Raw genomic sequence first — 19516 nt, forward strand, 5'->3', positions numbered from 1 at the left:
AAGTCGAGCTTTCACGCTTCCAAGGTCCTCGGGACCATGGCTTCTTTCAAGGCCTTAACGAGAGCCTCGGAGCGGATCGGTTTTTGCAGGAAATGTGTGCCCTCCGGCAGATCGCCGGGCTTTGGCGCCACTTTGCCGGAAATCACCAGAACACCCACGTCTGGCCACGCCTGCCGGACGAGCCGGGCGAATTCAAATCCATCAATGGAACCCGGCATGTTCACATCGGTGAGCACGACATTGATGTCCGGGCGTTTCTTAAGGAGATCGAAGGCCTCGTCCGCGTCCTGCGCCTCAACGACCCAAAACTCGGCGTCGCGCAGGATTTCCACCTGCGTCAGGCGCACGAGAAGCTCGTCCTCCACCAGGAGAACGACAGGCCTGTTCAGGATCTCGCGGCGCGGCTTCATACTGCTGGAAACGGGCGACTCAATTCCAGGTTCCCGCCATCTGCTCACGACGGAGCGAGTTCGGAATAATGCCTTGCCTGGCACAATTGTTTCCCTCGCACTCAGAACCTGAGACCTATCAACGCCTCCCGGCTGGCCATACCCGCAACAAATCGAGTGATGTGGCGTTTGACCTGCGGATTCATCGGCAAAGGCAGCCCGGGACATTTCCAACGCGCGGTTCCTCGATGAACCGATGTCTCGCGCAATGTGATTGCGCCTATCCCGCCTGACCGGCCACTCGGATGACAGGAACGAAGCTATGACAGACGATGGGCAGATCGTACGCCTTCAAGTCGCGAATGCCCGCCCGGGCGATGCTGGCCGCGGCATTGCCCGCATGAGCCGCCAAGCTCTTGCAGAGATCGGCCTGCAGGAAGGCCAAGCCATCGAGATTATCGGCAAGAGGCACACGACCGCAATCGCTGTTACGCCCTATGCCGAGGATGAGGGCCTGAACATCGTTCGCCTTGACGGCTTGCAGCGCGTCAACGCCGGCGTCGGCAGCGGTGATTATGTGGAGGTCAAGAAAGCCGAAGTTCGCCCTGCCACCCGCATCGTGCTGGCTCCGGCTCAGAAAGGACTGCGCCTGCAGGGCTCCGGCGACGCATTGCGGCGGACCTTCTACCAGCGTCCGCTGACAGCGGGAGACGTCATCTCGACCTCCGTCTACTCACCTAATGCGGCCGATCCTAGGTTTCCCGAGGAGTTGCGCGGGCTGTTGAACATCCCGGCTTACGGGTTACAGGAGATCCGCCTCGTCGTCGTCTCAACGCAGCCCCGCGGCATTGTTCAGGTGACGGCTGAAACCGAGGTCGATCTTCGTCCGCAATTCGAAGAACCGAAGGAAGCACGCCGTGCGGACGTGACCTATGACGATATCGGCGGCCTTGGAAACACCGTCGACCAGGTGCGCGAAATGGTGGAGCTTCCTCTCCGCCATCCGGAGCTCTTCCAGCGCCTCGGCATCGACCCGCCGAAAGGCGTCCTGCTCTATGGCCCTCCGGGCACCGGTAAGACCTTGCTCGCGCGCGCCGTCGCCAACGAGACAGAGGCGCAGTTCTTCCACATCGCAGGCCCGGAGATCATGGGTCGTCACTATGGCGAGTCGGAGCAACGCTTGAGGCAGGTTTTCCAGGAAGCGCAGCAGAACGCGCCTGCGATCATCTTCATCGACGAGATCGACAGCATCGCGCCGAAGCGTGAAGAGGTTACAGGCGAGGTGGAGCGGCGCATCGTGGCGCAGTTGCTGACCCTCATGGACGGGCTGGAGCCGCGTCAAAACATTGTCGTCATCGGCGCAACGAACCGTCGTGAAGCCATTGACGAAGCGTTGCGCAGACCTGGGCGCTTCGATCGCGAGATCGTGATCGGCGTTCCGGATGAATCCGGTCGCCGCGAGGTTCTGGCGATCCACACGCGCGGCATGCCGCTGGCAGAAGATGTGAATCTGGATGAGATCGCGCGAACAACTTATGGCTTCGTCGGCGCGGATCTCTCCGCCCTTGCCCGCGAGGCGGCGATGGACTCGCTGCGACGGATCCTGCCGAACATCAATCTCAAGGATGGCATCCCTGCGAACGTGCTGGAGAACCTGCGTGTCAACGGACAGGATTTCCAGAATGCTCTCAAGCGCATTCAGCCTTCCGCGCTGCGCGAGATCATGATCCAGGTGCCCAATGTCACCTGGGACGACATCGGAGGCGTGGAAGAGGCACGGACGCGGCTGCGCGAAGGCGTGGAACTCCCCCTGAAGAGCCCGGAATCGTTCCGCCGCCTGGGGATACGGCCTGCCAAGGGCTTCCTGCTCTTCGGTCCTCCGGGCACAGGCAAAACCCTTCTCGCGAAAGCAGTCGCCCGCGAGGCTCAGGCGAACTTTGTCGCGACGAAGTCATCGGACCTTCTCTCGAAATGGTATGGAGAGTCGGAGCAGCAGGTGTCCAGGCTTTTTGCCCGTGCCAGGCAGGTTGCTCCCACTGTCATCTTCATCGACGAAATCGACTCGCTGGCGCCGGTGCGCGGCGGTGGACTGGGTGAGCCCGCCGTGACGGAGCGCGTGGTCAACACGATCCTGGCCGAAATGGATGGGCTCGAGGAGCTGCAAGGCGTCGTCGTGATGGCGGCCACGAACCGACCCAACCTGATCGACCCTGCCCTCCTCCGTCCAGGTCGCTTCGATGAGCTGATCTACGTGCCGGTGCCTGACGCACAGGGACGACGGCACATCCTCGGCATTCATACGAAGTCCATGCCGCTGGGTGCCGATGTGAATCTCGACACGGTGGCTGAACGAACCAGCCGCTTCACGGGGGCGGATCTTGAAGACCTCACCCGAAGAGCTGGCCTGCTTGCCCTGCGCGAGTCCCTGGAGGCGCAGAACGTGACCATGGCGCATTTCGAGCGGGCTCTTCGGGAAACACGCCCCTCGGTTACGCCGGAAATGGAGCGGGAATACGAAGACATGGTCCGCACCTTGAAGCAGGAAGGCCCGCAGCGACAAGCGATCGGCTTCCTACCGTTGAGACAAGCCGCCGAGTAGGTATTTTGCGGAACATCCTATCATGCGCTCCGTTGGCTTGCTGCCCATCAATGCTCGATGAGCCGAGCCAATGGAGGCCGAGCAATGAAACGATCGGACATGGCAAAACAGGGCCGTGGCCCTGAGGACTCACAGAAAGCCAAACACGGCGGCAATCGTGCCGGCGAACACATGAGGGATTCAGCCAGTCAATCTGGAAAGAGCAGCCAGGCCGCAGGGAAGGACCCTCACCGGGGAAGCCGTTAGGTCCGGACAGCTCACTCGGCTGCCATCTGCCGGCTGATCGGCTTTGCTCTGTTCGAAGCGGCGAGCAGGGCATGGTGGAGTTCGTCCACGTGTCGCACGGACCGTAGTGCCTCGAGCATGGGCCCGCAGATCAGCCGCTTTCCACAAGGATCGCAATGGCAGACGGGATCCCAAAGTCCCATCGGCGTCCAAGTATCGGGATCGTGCCATTCCGGCATGCCGAGGATCGGATAAAGGCACACACCTCGCAGCGGAACACCCTCGCGCAGGAGAACCTCCGCCTCCTGCGCGACCTCATGCAGCCATTGGCTGCGATGATCGCCGATATGGCTCGTCTCGGTGATCATCACTTCGCCACCGTAGCGGTCCCAGACCGAGCGAACGAGATTGCTCAAGGACCATCGCCGCGGATCATCATCTGTGAGCGGCGGGATCACACCGTCTTCTCGCGGGGGTCCGCCCCATTCCCACTGGTTCGTCCAGTAGTAGTTGATGCCCACCACATCGAGATGCTCACGGCTGCCGCCGAGTTCGGGCAGAAGGCGCCCGCACAGCATGTCCCAGCTCTGAAAGACGAGACGCTCGTTGAAGTCACGCGCCTCCTCTTCCAGATCCGGGCGATCAACGGGAGAAGCGACCCGGCACAAAGGATCGACATTGATCATGCGCGCGCCAGGACAGGCGGCCCACAGAGCATTGATGCCTTCGATGGCCGCTCGCGTGAGCGTCACCTTGAGATCCCAACCGCGTCCCGTCACGTGGGGGGCGAACAGGCCCTTCTCGCCGCCCGCATAGGCCATGAAGGAAGGCTCATTCACCGGCGTGAAGGCGCAGGTGCCGTCCGTCCGTACACCGATGTAGCGTCCGACCGCATAGCAATAATCGGCGAACCGCTTCGGGAACTCCTCGCTCCAAAGATCAAGCCCTTGCGGATAGCCGTAGTGGAAAAGGTCCCAGATCACCTCCACCTCATGGCGGCGCGCAGCCTCCACAAAAGGCTCCACAGTCGAAAAGTCATAGCGCCCGTCCCCCAGATCAACGAGCGGCCAACGGATGGTTTCGCGGGCTCCATGAAGGCCGAGGTCCGCAAGCTGCCGGTAATCCTCATCGACGGTTTTGTCATGGCCTGTTGCGACGATCTGATCGAACCATTGACCATGCCGATTGTACCCGGTCGATCCTTCGAACCCAGCCAGAAAGAAGCTTCGAAACATTCGGCTTTCTCCCCCTTTAGGATCACCGCATTGCGGCTACAGGAGACGCGGCTCCCGTCAGCAGGCCAACAGCCTCTGTCCCACCCCTGACAAGCTCCTGGTAGGCATCCACCGCACGTGTCCGTACCCGGCGCAACGGATCCGCCTCGTCCGGAAGGATGTCCCACAATCCCATTGCCGCCAGATGCTCCGTCACTGGGCGGCGGCCCTGGCGATAGGCCCAGGTGACCAGAGAAAACATCGGCCACCACGTGTATCCGACGAGCGGAATGCCCTCCGTGCGCAATTGCCGTGTGGCTGCGACCGATTGGTCAAGCCAGTCCAGCCGGCGCCGCAGAGACCCCATGGAGGCCGTCTCGGAAATCATCAGCGGCGCACCATAGCGCGCGGAATAAAGCCGTCCGAGACGGGTGATAAGGCTGGCGCCCGCATAGGGCATTCGGATGCGAAAGCGGCCTCCGGCGTCCCGCAGTAGCTTCTTCTGCGTGAACATCGGGTAGAGATTCATGCCGATGACCGGTAGTCCGACGGCATTCTCGAGGAAGTAAACGAGATCGTCCTCTCGTGCGCCGTTTTTCAACAACCACGGGCACAGCGGATGGCGCTCGTCGATCCGTCCCGCGACGAGATCAAGCGCAAGGAAGACGATCTCCTGCCGGCGCCGTGCCTCATTCTCGAAGGTGGGATCGTCCGTGTCGAAGAGATCAGTGGCATCGACGAAATAGGGCACGATCTCAGGATCGACGCTTTCCAGCGCTTTGACGGTCTCGACCATGCCCTTGGCAATAGCCAGCATCAGTGCGACGAATCCAGGCCAACTGCGCCGGAACGGCGGCCACCAGCCGAGACGCCCGCAATACCACCCCGTGATGCGCGGCTCGTTGAGAGGCGTATACCAGGTGATGCGTCCCTTGAAGCGCTCTGCGAGACGCCCGGCATACTCGGCGACGAGCTTTGGATAATCCGGGTGGAGGAATGCTCCTTCAATCCATGCCGGCAACCCGTAATGGACGAGATCGACCTGCGGGTCGACACCCAGATCCAGCAGGCGCTCCAGTGTCTCGTCGGGAAAGGTCCAATCCCAGGTGCTCGGCTCGGGTTGGATATGATGCCACGGCACACCGTAGCGCGCGCAAGGCACGCCGAGTTCGGCGATCAGTCCAAGATCCTCGCGCCAACGTTCGTAATGGCCCGTCAGTTCGTACTCGTCCAGGGTCCGCCCGGTCACCGGATGCGGAGCCGTGATGAAGGTGTCCTCGATGCCGGTGGACCACCAGAATGCATCAGGCGCAGTCAAACGTTGAAGCTGAGATCGGGTCGGAAGTGCTGGGGTCATGCCGGGGCCGTCCCTTGAGCGTCAGTGCTTCCACTGCAGCACAGCGGTTGGGCCGCGGACGAACCTCGGCCGCACGAGATCCAAGCTAGGAAACGGCTCACATGCAGGAAGGTTTCATCACAATCCGCTTTTCAAGAACGGAGACTGGCCTCGTGCGTTAACCAGCCAAGAGCAATCGGGCTTCCTTCGAGGGGGAGGTAAGGCCATGGCTGTCCCGAGGCACCCATCCCATCGTCAGCGGCAGGCCAATCCCAAGTTCAAGCCGGTTGAGAGAATAAGCAGCAGGCCGATCGGTCATGCAGAGACGCCGGCCCCGCAGCAGCCCGCCGACCATCGCAATCAGCTTCCTCAGCAGGAGCAGCCCTGCACAGAGACCTTGAAACTCGTCACTCCGCCTGCCGATCACCGGTTCAAGAGAGGACGTTACTGAGTGGATGATACAATGACTGAGACGATCTCCCCGGCAGACCTCCACCCGCGCCCCCAATTGCGTCGGGAGCGCTGGATCGACCTGTGCGGAAGCTGGGGCTTCGCCTTCGACGATGACAATCGTGGCTTCGCAGAGGGCTGGTTTGACAATGCGGCGCCATTCGGCCGCGAGATCGTGGTGCCCTTCCCTCCCGAGAGCGCACGATCCGGGGTTCACGAGACCGGCTTTCACCCTGTGGTATGGTATCGTCGCGAGATCCGTGTCGATGAATCAGACCGCCGGAATCGTCTTCTGCTCCATTTCGGTGCCGTCGACTATAAGGCCTCCGTCTGGGTCAATGGCCGCATGGCGGTCGAGCATGTCGGCGGACAGACGCCGTTCTCCGCGGATATCACTCCGCTGCTCCTTCCCGGTGAGACACAGGTGATCGTCGTGCGCGCCGAGGACGAGCCGAGAGATTTGCAGCAGCCGCGCGGCAAACAATATTGGGAGGAACATCCTGGCTACATCTGGTATCATCGCTCCACGGGCATCTGGCAGCCGGTATGGCTCGAGCCGGTTCCACATGTTGCGGTTTCTGAGCTGCGCTGGACGCCCGATGTCGACCGCTTCGGCGTGGGGCTGATCGTCAGGTTGGATCGTAAGCCTCCCGACGGCTGGCGCATGCGCGTGCAGCTGAGAGGCGACCGCCCGACACACTCTCTCGTGGACGATACCTGCTTGCTCTCAGGTCGCGAGATCCGCCGGGTCCTCCTCCTCGACATCAACGATGCGGCAATCCGACGTCGCCGGACCCTGCTCTGGGCCCCGGAGCATCCCAACCTCATCGAGGCCACAATCGAACTGATTGACGAGAGTGGTGCCGTCGTCGACCGTGTCGAAAGCTATTTTGGTCTGCGCCGGATTGAAGCCCGAGATGGCCGCTTCATCATTAACGGTATCCCGATCTTCCTGCGACTTGTCCTGGCGCAGAACTACTGGCCGGATTCCCTCCTCACTGCTCCCGACGCGGATGCGCTCAAGCGGGAGGTGGAACTCGCCCAATCGCTCGGCTTCAATGGCGTTCGCATTCACCAGAAGATCGAGGATCCCCGTTTTCTGTACTGGTGCGACCGGCTCGGCATGCTCGTTTGGAGCGAGGCTGCCAATGCCTATGTCTATTCCGACCGCGCTGCGGAGATGCTGACCCGCGATTGGCTGGAGGCCATCCGCCGCGACTACAATCATCCCTCAATCATCACCTGGGTGCCTCTGAACGAGAGCTGGGGCGTTCCCGACCTTGACCGCTCGGCCCAGCAGCGTGATTTTGTGCGGGCGCTTTATCATCTTACAAAGGCAATCGACCCTACCCGCCCCGTGATCGGCAATGATGGCTGGCAGCATGCGGTTGGCGATGTCTTCGGCGTCCATGATTATGCACCCACCGGCGAGATGCTGCGGGAACGTTATGCGGACCGCGAGACCATCGCCCGCACGTTCCGAGAGGTGCGCCCCCACCATCACCCGCTGCTCGGCGAGGGTGTCGAGATCGAGGACGAACCGATCGTCATCAGTGAGTTCGGCGGGCTTGGCTTCGTGCCTCAGGCTACCGAAGACTGGTTCGGCTATGGCCAGTTTGCCAGCGCTGACGATCTTCTTGCGCGCTATGAGGAGCTTGTCGATGCCCTGCTCTCCTCCACGGCGCTCGCAGGCTTCTGCTACACCCAACTGACCGATACCGCCCAGGAAACCAACGGCCTTTTCACCGTCAACCGCAAACCGAAATTGGATGTCGAACGGCTGCGCGCGATCAACAGCCGCCCCTCGAAGGCGGTGCCGAGCGAGATTCTGGATGTGTTGATCAAGCGGGAGGTGGAGCGGCGACGGCGTGAGCGCGGACAGGAATAGACAACCTGAGTCAATACAGAACATACCGACGAAGAGTGAGATTGGCGCCCTGCATCGACTTTTTCTCGAACGCCGTCAGTCCTGCCCCCGGCGGATGATGAGCTTGCTCAGCTCGCGAAGCCACAGAACCGAGCTTGCAATGGCAATGCAGAGCAGCCAGTCCTGAAGGCCCAAGCTGACGGTCGAGAACGCCTGCTGCAGGAATGGAACGTAGATCACCACGACCTGCAAGAGGAGCGATGCACCGACGGCGAACCAAAGCCAATGGTTCATGAATAGCCCCTGGAAGGCACTGTGCTCGTCTGAGCGCGCGTTGAAGACGTTGAAGATCTGAAACAACATCAGTGTCGTGAACGCCATGGTCTGTCCGTAGCGCAAGGTGCCGGATCCTTCAATCAGTCCACCGGGGAGCGAGGCATCGAGAACACCCAATGTGCCGATTGCCATCACAGCTCCCACGAAGAAAATTCCAACCCACATTCGCACCGTGATTACTCCCTCGCCTCGTGGGCGGGGAGGCACCTCCATGATCTCTCTCTCGGCTGGATCAACGCCAAGGGCGAGAGCCGGCGCGCCATCAGTCACAAGATTGATCCAGAGGATCTGTGTCGCCAGGAGCGGCAGAACCACACCTCCGGCGTTATCCGGAACGAGGCCGATGACATCGGCCAGGAGCACACCGAAGAACATCGTCATCACCTCGCCGATGTTCGACGACAGGAGATAGCGCAGAAACTTCCTGATGTTGGAGAAGATCGCACGCCCCTCCTCCACGGCGGCGACGATGGTTGCGAAATTGTCATCGGCGAGCACCATGTCGGATGCCTCCTTCGAGACGTCGGTTCCCGTGATCCCCATGGCAATGCCGATATCGGCAGTCTTCAGGGCCGGTGCGTCGTTGACGCCATCTCCTGTCATCGCGACGGTCGTGCCACCGCGCTGCAGAGCCTTGACGATCCGCAGCTTGTGCTCTGGATTGACGCGGGCATAGACCGAGACCTCCTGGACGGCGGTATCGAGCGCCTGGTCTGGCATCTTCTGGAGTTCGGCCCCTGTCAACGCGCGCCCATCCGAGGCGATGCCGAGTTCCTCCGCGATGACCGCAGCCGTTTTCGGATGATCACCCGTAATCATGATCGGCCGGATTCCGGCACGCTTCGCCCGTGCGACCGCCTGCTTCGCCTCCTCGCGAGGGGGGTCGATCATGCCGATCAGACCGAGGAAGATCATTTCTTTCTCGATTTCCTCGTCAAAATCTTCGCTGCTGAATTCCTCCTTCGGCAGCAGGCGGAAAGCAACACCGAGAGTTCGCAACGCCTCTCCTGCAAGATCCTCATTACGCTTGAGGATCTCGGCGCGACGCTCTTCCGTCAGGGGCCGTGCATCTTCGCCCATGAATTCCTCCGTGCACCGGGCCAGAAGGACGTCCGGCGCGCCCTTTGTGAATGCCAGAAAATGCCCCTGTCGTTCGGCATCGCTGTGAAGCGTGCTCATCAGCTTGCGCTCGGATGAAAAAGGAACCTCGGCGATCCGTGCGAACCGTGCGTCGAGGACTTCCACCTCCAATCCCGCTTTTCGGGCGGCAACGATCAGGGCGCCTTCTGTCGGATCCCCCTGAATGATCCAGCGACCGTCCCGCTCCTGCAGCACGGCATTGTTGGCCCGGTCGACAGCCGCGAGGGCTCGTACCACTTCTGAGTGGAGAGCCCCTTCAACAGGCTCACCTCCGTTCTGCGTGACCCGTCCCTCAGGTGCGTATCCTGTCCCCTCGAAGCTCACGCTTCCACTCGCCGTCACGACACGACGGACCGTCATTTCATTCTTGGTGAGCGTGCCCGTCTTGTCGGACGCGATAACATTCGCCGAGCCCAGCGTCTCCACCGCCGCAAGATGGCGCACGATCGCATTCCGGCGCGCCATCCGCTGCACGCCGAGCGACAGGACGGCCGTCACGACAGCCGGCAATCCCTCCGGGACAGCCGCAACGGCGAGCGCGACGCCCAGAATGAGAACATCGAAGATGGCCGAGAAACCGCTGATGTCCTCGACGAAGAGGATTGTCGCGATCATGACGATGGCAATCGCCACGACCGTCAGGCCCAGCATCCTGCCGACCCAATCGAGTTCCTTCTGCAAGGGAGTGGAACTATCCGGAGCCGTCCTCAGCATTCCGGCGATGTGCCCCATCTGCGTCTGCATGCCGGTTGCCGTGACGACGGCCTTTCCGCGTCCATAAGTGATGGCAGTTCCGCTGAAGACCATGTTGCTGCGATCGCCGAGACCGACCTCGTCCTGAAGCGCCGCAACGTCCTTCATGACCGGCAGGCTTTCGCCTGTGAGGGCCGCTTCCGCGGCGTGAAGGCTCGTGGCTTCGATCACGCGCCCGTCCGCCGGGACGGTATCGCCTTCCTCGAGGAGCAAGATGTCACCGGGCACAACATCTCTGGCCAGGATACTTTGACGGGTTCCGTCGCGAATGACATGAGCATGAGCCGCCGACATCCGATTGAGGGCCGCGAGAGCCTTCTCGGCCCGTGACTGCTGAACATAACCCATCACTGCGTTGAGCAGGACGACGACGAAAATCGCCAAGGCTTCATAGGGCAGCGCGGTGTCGCGCTCGTGGAACCACAGCACTGCGGAGATGGCCGTTGCGATGAGCAGCAGAACAACGAGCACATCCTTGAACTGGAGCAGGAACTTTCGCCATTCCGGCACCGGCTTCTCTGCAGTCAGTTCATTCTCACCGTAGTGTCTCAGGCGTTCCGATGCCTCCTGCTGACTCAAGCCGTGCCGGGCATCTGCCTTGAGCTGCGCCAGCACGTCGTGGACGTGCTGGCGATAGGCTGCGATTTCGCCGTGCAGCTCGGGGGTGGAACGCATGCTCTTGTCTCCTGCCGCTTGTTCGATGGATCGACCCGAGAGCCTTGTCGCGCCCGATGAGACAATGTTCGCGAGGCGCCGGTGGCATCCGTGTGATCCCACAGCCCTACTCCTATCAATGGCAGCCACATTCTGGCCGTACTGCCAAGCCAGCATTCACCCCCTGAACTGTTGATACAAATCGTGCAGAAAAGGCCGAGACAGTAGAGCATGCGAGATACTCAGCGTTTGTCACCATCGCCCGATACGCCTCCTTCATTGCATCAGCTCGAGCGGACGCTCGTGGCATCGATCGCTCTCATGAAACGCATCAGGCGCGAGAGGCGGCGTTCCACGCGTCGAGACATCAGCGTGCAGGGCGAAAACCAATAAAGCTGTTCCTACAACCTCTTCGAAGTGAGCATCGCGAAGACTGTTCATAGTCTGTAACATCAGAGCCTCCTTATCTGCCGATTAATCTGACAAAGGCAGGTCAGGAGGCTTTTCCATTCTAGGCCGAACCTTTACTGTCCGGCGATCCGACCTTTCATCTACCGATCCTTAACCCCCTCAGGTTATACAAGCTTCGGTTTTACGGGTTGCATGGACTGCCAGCAGGGGTTAGCAAGGCTCCCGCATGATTTAATCACCCAACAACTTCGGAGGTGCCTGAATGCCCCACGAAGCGTACTGTGTTGCGTATCGCGATAGGCGATGGTCTGTTCTTCACCAAGGCCGGGACCTTGGAGCCTTTTATTTTCGAACCAATGCGCTGAAATTTGCCGTGACCTTGGCGCACCGCGCCGGCGCATCCGCCCACCAGAACGTCTATGTTCTTGATAGCGATGGACTTCTCTATACTGCTTGGAACTGGACTAGGGATCTCATCAGTCTGGACGCTAAGCCCACTCACTCAGCGCTCGTTTGACGAGCGCCCCCCATCCTACTCAGGAGCAAAGGCCTGTCGAACTGGCCTCAGCTCCATCCGCCCTTCGCGCCCGAGCCTGATGATCTTCAGGGCAGGTGGCGCGATGAGGCCCGCCAGCGAGACAATCACCGCACAAGTCAACACTGCCGCCATGGGAACCCCTCCGCAATCTCGGTCAGGCGAATCTGCCCGTACGGAAGAGAGCTTGGGACCGCAGGCTTGCGGGAGGCTTGCCAACACTTCATCGGCATTGACCTAGAGCATCGGATCCAAACGTGGATTTGCACTTTTGGGTCCGATGCTCCCTTCTAGAGAGAGCGCATCGTTTCGAGCGGAAACCGGATCCACTTTTCCGCACGATGCTCTAGAACCCGAGGCATTTTGACTGAGACGGGCATCGTTCTTGTCGGGGACCACGGATTCGATCTGGAACAGTCCCTACGCACTCCCATGTGCGGCAAGTCACAGACAGTCATATTACGTAAGGTAAGAATAGATCATCTAAGGATGATCCCCATGGCTCACCACATTGTGCCGTTCGGACTAGGAGTAATCGCCCCTCTGACGCTGATCAGTTGGCTTCTTTTTCACTGATCGACCCACGCGCGGTCCGTTAACTCCTTCTCTACCTGCCCTATGTAATCCTTTACATAGATCGTATGACGGTGGACGGTGTTAGGTGACAGAAGAAGAAATTGAAGCCGTTGCCCACGAACTCGCAAAAGTGGGTGGTTCTACCTGGTACCCAGGGCGCTCCAGCGGCCCGATCCTGAGAGCTGTTGGCAAGCGGTATAAGGACAGAGCCCGCGTGGCCATCGCCGCCCTCGATCGCTTCAGAGCCGCAAGAGATGCTGCAGCATTGCCGAATAGCGCCGCTCCCAATCAGGGAAATCTCAGCGAGAATTCTGCCTTGGAGGACAAATTTCAGGTTGGCACGATCGTCGTGTATCGCCCTCCAGGAGATCAACGAGCTTTGTCCTGTAGGATCGAGAAGATAGAGGCTGGGCGAGCCTATCTGGTCCCTATTCCCCACCGCCCCATCGGATGGGTCTCTCTGGGAAGCCTTGAGCCTCTGGAGCCGTAAGCCGCTTTGTTCGTCTGAGGGGACACACAGCAGTGATGCCGTCGGCCCCAGGGCCATGCGATAACCCCGGCTATCGTGTTAGACTTCGTCTACAGTCTCATGGCACCGGCATTGGAGACGGCGAATGTCTGAGTCTTCGTCTGGCCCCCTTCACGCCTACCTTGCTGGCACTGGATGCGATCACCGAGGGCGATATGCAGCCGATGTTCTCGGCTTCTCCAACGAGCAGCTCGAAGCCGTGCATGACTACATTCAGTGGCTGTTTCCTCTTCCGAGCCGCAGCGCCGCCCAGCCCAGCGCTCCCGTTCTGACAAGTGCGGAAATCGAAGCCATCCGGGCAGATCGCCGCGCGTCCGATACTCTCCTGAAAGCAACGGAGCGGATGCTCCGCTTCTACCGCGAGACGAACGATTGGCTCAGGTGGCAAGACCATAATCATCTGCGGATCACGCGGATCATCAACAGCCTCCGCCTGCTCGCCGAACCGGATGCGGCGTGCCGGTTTTACGAGGCTATTCTGGCCCTGCATGATGCGGCTGGAGCCCCTGTCAATCATCAAAGCCTTCGCTACTGGGCCGAGGCGGCGGAGAATAAGCCCTGAGGGCGTGCCTCAAGGCTCCATCGCGAAGCACTGAATGGACGATAAATACGCTCGAAACGACGGATTTCCTGACAGCCCATTCCCGAGACGGCTTTGCCTCGCTACAAATCCATCGTTCCTTTCGCGATTTGGATCTTGACCCATGGCCGCCAGCGTTACAGATCGTTTTCTCCGTTACGTCGTCATTGACACCCAGTCCGACGCCGCATCCCCGACCCAGCCTTCGACCGAGAAGCAGAAGAAGCTCGGCCGTCTGCTGGTCGAGGAACTCCTCGAGATCGGCGTCTCCGATGCGCATCTCGACGAGCACGGTTATGTCTATGCGACCATTCCGGCGAACACTCCAAAGAACAACGTTCCTGTCATCTGCTTCTGTGCTCATATGGATACGGCACCGGATTTTTCCGGCACCAACGTCAAGCCGCAGATCGTCAGGAACTACCGGGGCGGCGACATCCGGCTCCCGGGCGATCCCAGCCAGGTCATTCGGGTGGCCGACAATCCCGTGCTGAATGATCTGATCGGCCACGATATCGTCACCTCGGACGGGACCACACTCTTGGGCGCGGACGACAAGGCCGGCGTTGCCGAAATCATGGCCGCCGCCGAGTTCCTGATCAAGAATCCGGACATCAAGCACGGCACGATCCGCATCCTCTTCACCACCGACGAGGAGATCGGCCGCGGCGTCGACAAAGTCGACCTGAAGAAACTTGGCGCCGATTTCGGCTACACGATGGATGGCGAGACTGCCGGCACGATCGAGGACGAGACCTTTTCCGCCGATGCGCTCGAGATCGCCATCAAGGGCGTGGCAATCCATCCGGGTTTCGCCTACGGCAAGATGGAAAACGCCATCAGGATTGCCGGCGCCATCATTGATCGCCTCCCGAAGGACATGGCGCCTGAGACGACGAAGGACCGTGTAGGCTTCATTCATCCCACCGGCGTATCCGGTGTGATGGAAAAGGCGAACTTGAGCCTCATCATCCGCGACTTCACGGAGGACGGCCTGAAGCACAAGGAGGCGCTGCTGGAAAACATCACCAAGGAGGTGATGAAGGATTATCCGGGTTCCAGTTACACTTTCACCCTCAAGGAACAGTACCGCAACATGAAGGTCGTGCTCGACCGGCATCCGGAGATCGTAGAGTATGCAATAGAAGCGATCAGGCGCGCAGGCATCGAGCCTGAGCGCGGCAGCATTCGGGGTGGCACGGACGGTTCGCGCCTCTCCTTCATGGGACTGCCCTGCCCCAATATCTTCGCCGGCGGCCATGCGTTCCATTCCCCACTGGAATTCGTCAGCAGCCAGGACATGGAAAAGGCGGTGAAGACCATCGTCGAACTCGCCAAGCTCTGGGAGGAGCGCGCTTAAAGCGCCTCCTCGCCTTGGAGCCAGCTGAGGGACTGCGTGTCAAAGGCCAGCGGGCACCGTATTGGATGCGAGGCGCGTCTGCGAGGCAAGGCGGATCGGCGCATTGGCAGCGCCATACCCGCGGTATGCACGCCGCTCCACAATCTCAAAGAAGAAGCCCCCTTCCAGAGTCCTGGTGTAAACCTGGAAGTACTCGGCAGGACCTTCACGGTCATACAGGATATTGGCCGAGCGCATCCGTTCGACATCTTCGGCGGAGAGGTCCGTTCTGACTTCGAGATCGTCGTAGTAGTTCTCCGGAATGGGCAGGAGGTCCACTCCGTTCTCCTTCAGGCAGGCGACTGTTTCGAAAATGTCGTCTGTCCTCAGGGCAATATGCTGCACTCCCGATCCGAACAGCTCGGTCAGGAATCGAGACGACAGGGTACGTTGGCTCTGCGAGGCATTCAGGATCAGACGGAGAGAACCATCAACGGTCTCAATGGCCTGGCTCTGCACGACGCCGCCTGGATCGATCACGGTCTGAACCGGCGTCTTCTGCACGTCGAGGAGCGATGTATAGAACAGAAGCCAAGTCAGCATCTCTTCGTAATGCATGGACTGGGACACGTGATCGAGACTGGTCAGTCCGGCTCCCTTGAAGTCCTCGGCATCGACAGGCTCGAAATCCACATCCCAAAGCCGATCGAGCCCACTCTTCTGGTCCACGAAATACAGCAGGCTCCCGCCAAGTCCGCGGACCGCCGGGATATTCGTCTCCCCCGGCCCGACCGGCTGCTGGAACGGCTGGTCGAGAAGCGTGACGGCCCGGCTCACGGTTCCGGGCGCGTCATCGACGCGAAGAGCCAAGGCGCACACGGACGTTCCATGCGTGATATTGAAGGAGTGAGCAAATCCTTCTTTGTCCGAATTCACGACGATGTTGATGTCGCCCTGTCGCCAGCGCGTCACGGCCTTGGAGCGGTGAATCCCGGCCTTGCGGAATCCGAGGCCTGTCAAGATCTGCTCGAATCCAACTGCGCTCCGTTCATCGACTGCGAACTCGACGAACTCGACGCCGGAGCAAGCAGCTTTCGGTGGAAGCTCAGGCAGATCGGGTATCGTCGATCCCGTCCGCCGCCGGAGCTCATCGAGCATGACAATGAGAGAGCGCTGCCCATCGATGGCGACATTGCGCGCTGAGCCTGCCCGAAAACGGTCATTGAAGATTTCCAATGATAAAAGTCCGTCGAAGCCAGTTGCATGCAGGGCGAGCATGAAGTCGTCAACCGGGAGATCGCCCTGCCCCGGGAAGCAGCGGTAATGTCGGCTCCATGAGAGATAATCCATGTCGAGTTTCGGTGCATCGGCCATCTGCACCAGGAAGATCTTCTCGGGAGGAATGGAGCTGATCGCCGACAGGTCCGTCCCGCGAGCGAGAATGTGGAAGGAGTCGAGCACCAGCCCCACTGCAGGGTGATTTGCCCGTCGCACGACCTCCCAGGAGTCGCGATAATCGTGGATGTGACGTCCCCAGGAGAGAGCCTCAAAAGCCACGCGCATGCCGCGCTTGGCGGCGCGTTCCCCAAGTTCGTGGAAGTCAGCGGCTGCCCGCTCGATACCCCCGAGAGAGTCCGGCGAGACATTGCTGCACACCATGAGCAGGTCGCAGCCGAGTTCCTGCATGACGTCGAACTTGCGTTCAGCTCTGGCAAAGACCTTGGAGCGCTGCGGCTCTGGCATGCCCTCGAAATCGCGGAAAGGCTGAAGGGTGATGGTCTTGAGGCCCAGACCTTCGATCATGCGCCGCGCATCGACCGGCGTGCCGTTGAAGGAGAGCAGATCGTTCTCGAAGATCTCGACGCCCTTGAACTGGGCGGCCGCAATGGCCTCAATCTTTTCGGTGAGAGTGCCGCTTAAACAAACCGTGGCGATGGCGGTGCGCATGCTCTTGGATCCAGTTCCCTCATGGTTTTTAGGCGAGCGTTGCCGTCCGGCTCGCTCCTTCTCGGTTATTTGATTGTTCCGGTCGCGAGCGCATGCTCGACGCCGCCAGCGACGTGGCGCGTCAGCACCTCACAAGCCCGTGCAGCGTCCCTCTCCAGAGCACATTCCAGCAGAAGCCGATGCTCCTCTGCAGCGATCTCCCCGCGATAGCTCAGGGCGATCATCTGATAGCGGAGATATTTGTCGAAGACTGCGGCATGAGTGTCGATCAGCATCTTCGATCCGCAGGCGGAGATCAGCGCCTGATGGAACTGCCAGTCATACTGCTTCCACTCCTCGGTCTGGCTTCGATCTCCTTCAGCCATCCGCTCTTCCATGCGTGCCAGCCGGTGGTGCGCAGCGACGACGCGCCCTTCCCATTCCATATCGCCGGCCCGGAAGGACTGCTCCAGGGCGCGACATTCCAGCAATTGCCGGAGGTCTGCGATTTCCCGCAAGTTCGCGATGGAGACGGGCGCGACCTCGAACCCTTTCTGACCCTCCGCGACGACGAGGCGTTCGGATGAGAGCCGGCTCAGGATCTCGCGTAGCGTGCTGACGCTTGCACCATAGTCGGTTTTCAGCTGCTCCAGCTTCAGCTTCCTTCCCGGAGAAAGACGGCCGAATACGATATCGGTCCGGATCTTGTGATAGGCGCTTTCGCCTATGCCCTGAAGTTGCGGGTTCGTCGCCATGTCATTCATCGCAGGGCACCGCTGTCTAAGGTGTAATCCACGCACCCGTTCACATGCCGGCTGAGAACTTGGCAGGCACGCTCGGCATCGCGGGTCAGAGCGCAATCCAGGAGGAGCTTGTGCTCCTCGGCAGCTATTGCTCCACGAAAGACGACCGCCACCATTTGATAGCGGAGGTACTGGTCGAAGACTCCGCCATAAAGATCGAGAAGGGTCTGCGAGCCGCAGGCCTCGATGAGAGTTTGATGGAATTCGCGGTCATACCGCTTCCAGAGCTCCATGCCGGCGGTCTCGCCCGCCATCATGCGCCGCTCCATGACCGCCAGTTTGTAATGGGCGGCGACGACACGGCTTTCCCATTCCAGATCGCCGGCCGCGAAGGATAAGGGAAGCGCGTAGGTCTCCAGGAGCAGCCGCATCGACGCCACGTCCTGAAGCCCCTCGGGCGAAACGGGAGTGACACGAAAGCCGCGCTGCCCCTCCGCAATCACCAATCCTTCCGACGACAGGCGGCTGAGGATTTCTCGAACCGTGCTGATGCTCGCGCCGTAATCCTTTGCCAAACGGTCGAGCCGGAGCCTGCCTCCGGGCGCAAGGCGCCCGAAGACGATATCAGCCCGAATCCGGTCATAGGCCCGATCCGCAATCGATGTCGCTAAAAGCTCGATACTCATCCCGCCACGCTTGCGATCACTCTCAGCCCCTCCCCACAGGGTAGACAGGCCCAACGGTTATCCGACTTAATGTAAAATATCAGATGATTTTAAAAACGCCTATTGATTTTGCAAATATCTGAGCAGATAGTTCGACCTAAGACGCAAAAAATGCGCACTGCCCTTTAGGAGAGGAACACATGCCACTCAGCATCAACCGCCGTGTACTGATGGCCGCCGGCGCGGCCTTTCTGGCTTGGAGCATGGGCGGGCCAGCCGCCGCACAGGCGCCTTCCACCTTACGATTTTCGGCCGTCTTCTCGGACCAGGACATCCGTGCCGAGATGATGAAGCGCTTTGCCGAGGACATTAAGGCTCAAGGCTTCACCCTCCAGCCCTATTACGGCGGCACCCTGTTCAAGCAGGGCACTGAGCTCGTGGCGATGCAGCGCGGCAACCTGGAGATGGGTAACATCGCGCCGCAGGATATCTCCAACCAGATCCCCGCCTGGTCCATCGTGACATCCGCCTATCTCTTCCGCGATGCAGATCACCTGAAAAAGGTGTTCGCGAGCGATGTCGGCCAGCAACTCAAGAAGATGGCTTCGGATAAGCTCGGCATTCACATCCTGGGTCCGACCTATTTCGGCGCTCGGCATGTCGGTCTGAAGCCGAACAAGAAGATCAACACGCCGGAGGATCTTGCCGGAATCAAGCTGCGCATGCCCGGCGGCGATGCATGGCAATTCCTTGGTCAATCGCTCGGAGCGAATCCCACGCCTATGGCTTATGCCGAGGTCTATACCGGCCTGCAGACCGGAGCCATCGACGGGCAGGATAATCCGCTGCCGAACGTTCAGAATATGAAGTTCTACGAGGTGATGTCGCAGATCGCCCTGACCTCGCATCTCGTCGGCTTCGATCTTCTGGCCGTATCCAACAAAGTCTGGAACGCAATGTCGCCGGAGAAGCAGGCGGCCTTCCAGGCCGCGGCCGAGAAGGCGATCGAGTGGAGCACGCAGGAGCACCTGAAGAAGGAGGCTGAGCTTGCTACCTTCTTTAAGGAGAAGGGTCTCACTGTCTACACGCCTGACCTGAAGGCCTTCCGCGATTTCGCGCAGAAGAAGTATCTGGCCTCCGACCTCGCCAAGAGCTGGGAGCCGGGCATGCTGGATAAGATCAACGCCATGTGAGGCTTTAGCCGAGGAGCTGTCGTGACATCATCGTTCGACAGCTCCCTGAGCAGCAT

13 protein-coding genes are annotated in these 19516 nt (G+C 60.2%); 5 read left to right on the forward strand and 8 right to left on the reverse strand.

Annotation, left to right across the window (positions count from 1 at the left end; genetic code table 11):
• Window positions 1-11: 11 nt before the first annotated feature.
• Window positions 12-410 (reverse strand): response regulator, encoded by a 399-nt coding sequence (locus DC522_RS14090; RefSeq protein ID WP_116529316.1) that lies wholly within the window; start codon window positions 408-410, stop codon window positions 12-14.
• Window positions 411-711: 301 nt separating this feature from the next.
• On the opposite strand from DC522_RS14090, the gene DC522_RS14095 reads away from it, so the two are divergent.
• Entirely contained in the window at window positions 712-2988 is a 2277-nt protein-coding gene (locus tag DC522_RS14095; protein WP_116529317.1) for a CDC48 family AAA ATPase, read from the forward strand.
• A 257-nt stretch (window positions 2989-3245) separates the two neighbouring features.
• Here DC522_RS14095 and DC522_RS14100 read toward each other — a convergent pair whose 3' ends face one another.
• Both DC522_RS14100 and DC522_RS14105 read right to left on the reverse strand, forming a co-directional pair.
• A complete protein-coding gene (locus tag DC522_RS14100) occupies window positions 3246-4448 on the reverse strand; it encodes a glycoside hydrolase (protein ID WP_116529318.1) in 1203 nt (400 codons plus the stop codon).
• 22 nt (window positions 4449-4470) lie between these two features.
• Window positions 4471-5784, reverse strand: coding sequence for a family 1 glycosylhydrolase (locus DC522_RS14105; RefSeq protein ID WP_116529319.1), 1314 nt, complete (start codon window positions 5782-5784; stop codon window positions 4471-4473).
• Between the two features lie 442 nt (window positions 5785-6226).
• Here DC522_RS14105 and DC522_RS14110 point away from each other — a divergent pair, with 442 nt between their 5' ends.
• Window positions 6227-8101, forward strand: a complete 1875-nt coding sequence (locus DC522_RS14110) for a glycoside hydrolase family 2 protein (RefSeq protein WP_116529320.1) — start codon at window positions 6227-6229, stop codon at window positions 8099-8101.
• A 75-nt stretch (window positions 8102-8176) separates the two neighbouring features.
• On the opposite strand, the gene DC522_RS14115 is transcribed toward DC522_RS14110, so the two are convergent.
• Together DC522_RS14115 and DC522_RS34795 are read right to left on the reverse strand one after the other, a co-directional pair.
• The gene (locus tag DC522_RS14115; protein ID WP_116529321.1) at window positions 8177-10984 is read right to left on the reverse strand and encodes a calcium-translocating P-type ATPase, PMCA-type; all 2808 of its coding nucleotides are present in this window, start codon (window positions 10982-10984) and stop codon (window positions 8177-8179) included.
• 922 nt (window positions 10985-11906) lie between these two features.
• Entirely contained in the window at window positions 11907-12044 is a 138-nt protein-coding gene (locus tag DC522_RS34795; RefSeq protein WP_165820154.1) for a hypothetical protein, read from the reverse strand.
• Between the two features lie 1055 nt (window positions 12045-13099).
• Here DC522_RS34795 and DC522_RS14125 point away from each other — a divergent pair.
• Both DC522_RS14125 and pepT read left to right on the forward strand, forming a co-directional pair.
• The gene (locus DC522_RS14125; RefSeq protein WP_116529323.1) at window positions 13100-13576 is read left to right on the forward strand and encodes an opioid growth factor receptor-related protein; all 477 of its coding nucleotides are present in this window, start codon (window positions 13100-13102) and stop codon (window positions 13574-13576) included.
• Between the two features lie 142 nt (window positions 13577-13718).
• The gene (pepT, locus tag DC522_RS14130; RefSeq protein ID WP_116529324.1) at window positions 13719-14954 is read left to right on the forward strand and encodes a peptidase T; all 1236 of its coding nucleotides are present in this window, start codon (window positions 13719-13721) and stop codon (window positions 14952-14954) included.
• 39 nt (window positions 14955-14993) lie between these two features.
• On the opposite strand, the gene DC522_RS14135 is transcribed toward pepT, so the two are convergent.
• The 3 genes from DC522_RS14135 to DC522_RS14145 form a co-directional block, all read right to left on the reverse strand.
• A complete protein-coding gene (locus tag DC522_RS14135; RefSeq protein WP_116529325.1) occupies window positions 14994-16880 on the reverse strand; it encodes a bifunctional sugar phosphate isomerase/epimerase/4-hydroxyphenylpyruvate dioxygenase family protein in 1887 nt (628 codons plus the stop codon).
• A gap of 65 nt (window positions 16881-16945) precedes the next feature.
• Window positions 16946-17614: a GntR family transcriptional regulator gene (locus DC522_RS14140; RefSeq protein ID WP_116529326.1), complete on the reverse strand. Its 669-nt coding sequence runs from the start codon at window positions 17612-17614 to the stop codon at window positions 16946-16948.
• Between the two features lie 5 nt (window positions 17615-17619).
• Window positions 17620-18288, reverse strand: a complete 669-nt coding sequence (locus tag DC522_RS14145; protein WP_116529327.1) for a GntR family transcriptional regulator — start codon at window positions 18286-18288, stop codon at window positions 17620-17622.
• Between the two features lie 179 nt (window positions 18289-18467).
• Between DC522_RS14145 and DC522_RS14150 the strand changes: the two genes are divergently transcribed.
• On the forward strand, window positions 18468-19460 hold the full coding sequence (locus tag DC522_RS14150; protein WP_116529328.1) for a sialic acid TRAP transporter substrate-binding protein SiaP: 993 nt from the start codon (window positions 18468-18470) through the stop codon (window positions 19458-19460).
• Window positions 19461-19516 lie beyond the last annotated feature (56 nt).

This window comes from Microvirga sp. KLBC 81 (assembly GCF_003075415.1).
Classification (GTDB): Bacteria; Pseudomonadota; Alphaproteobacteria; order Rhizobiales; family Beijerinckiaceae; genus Microvirga.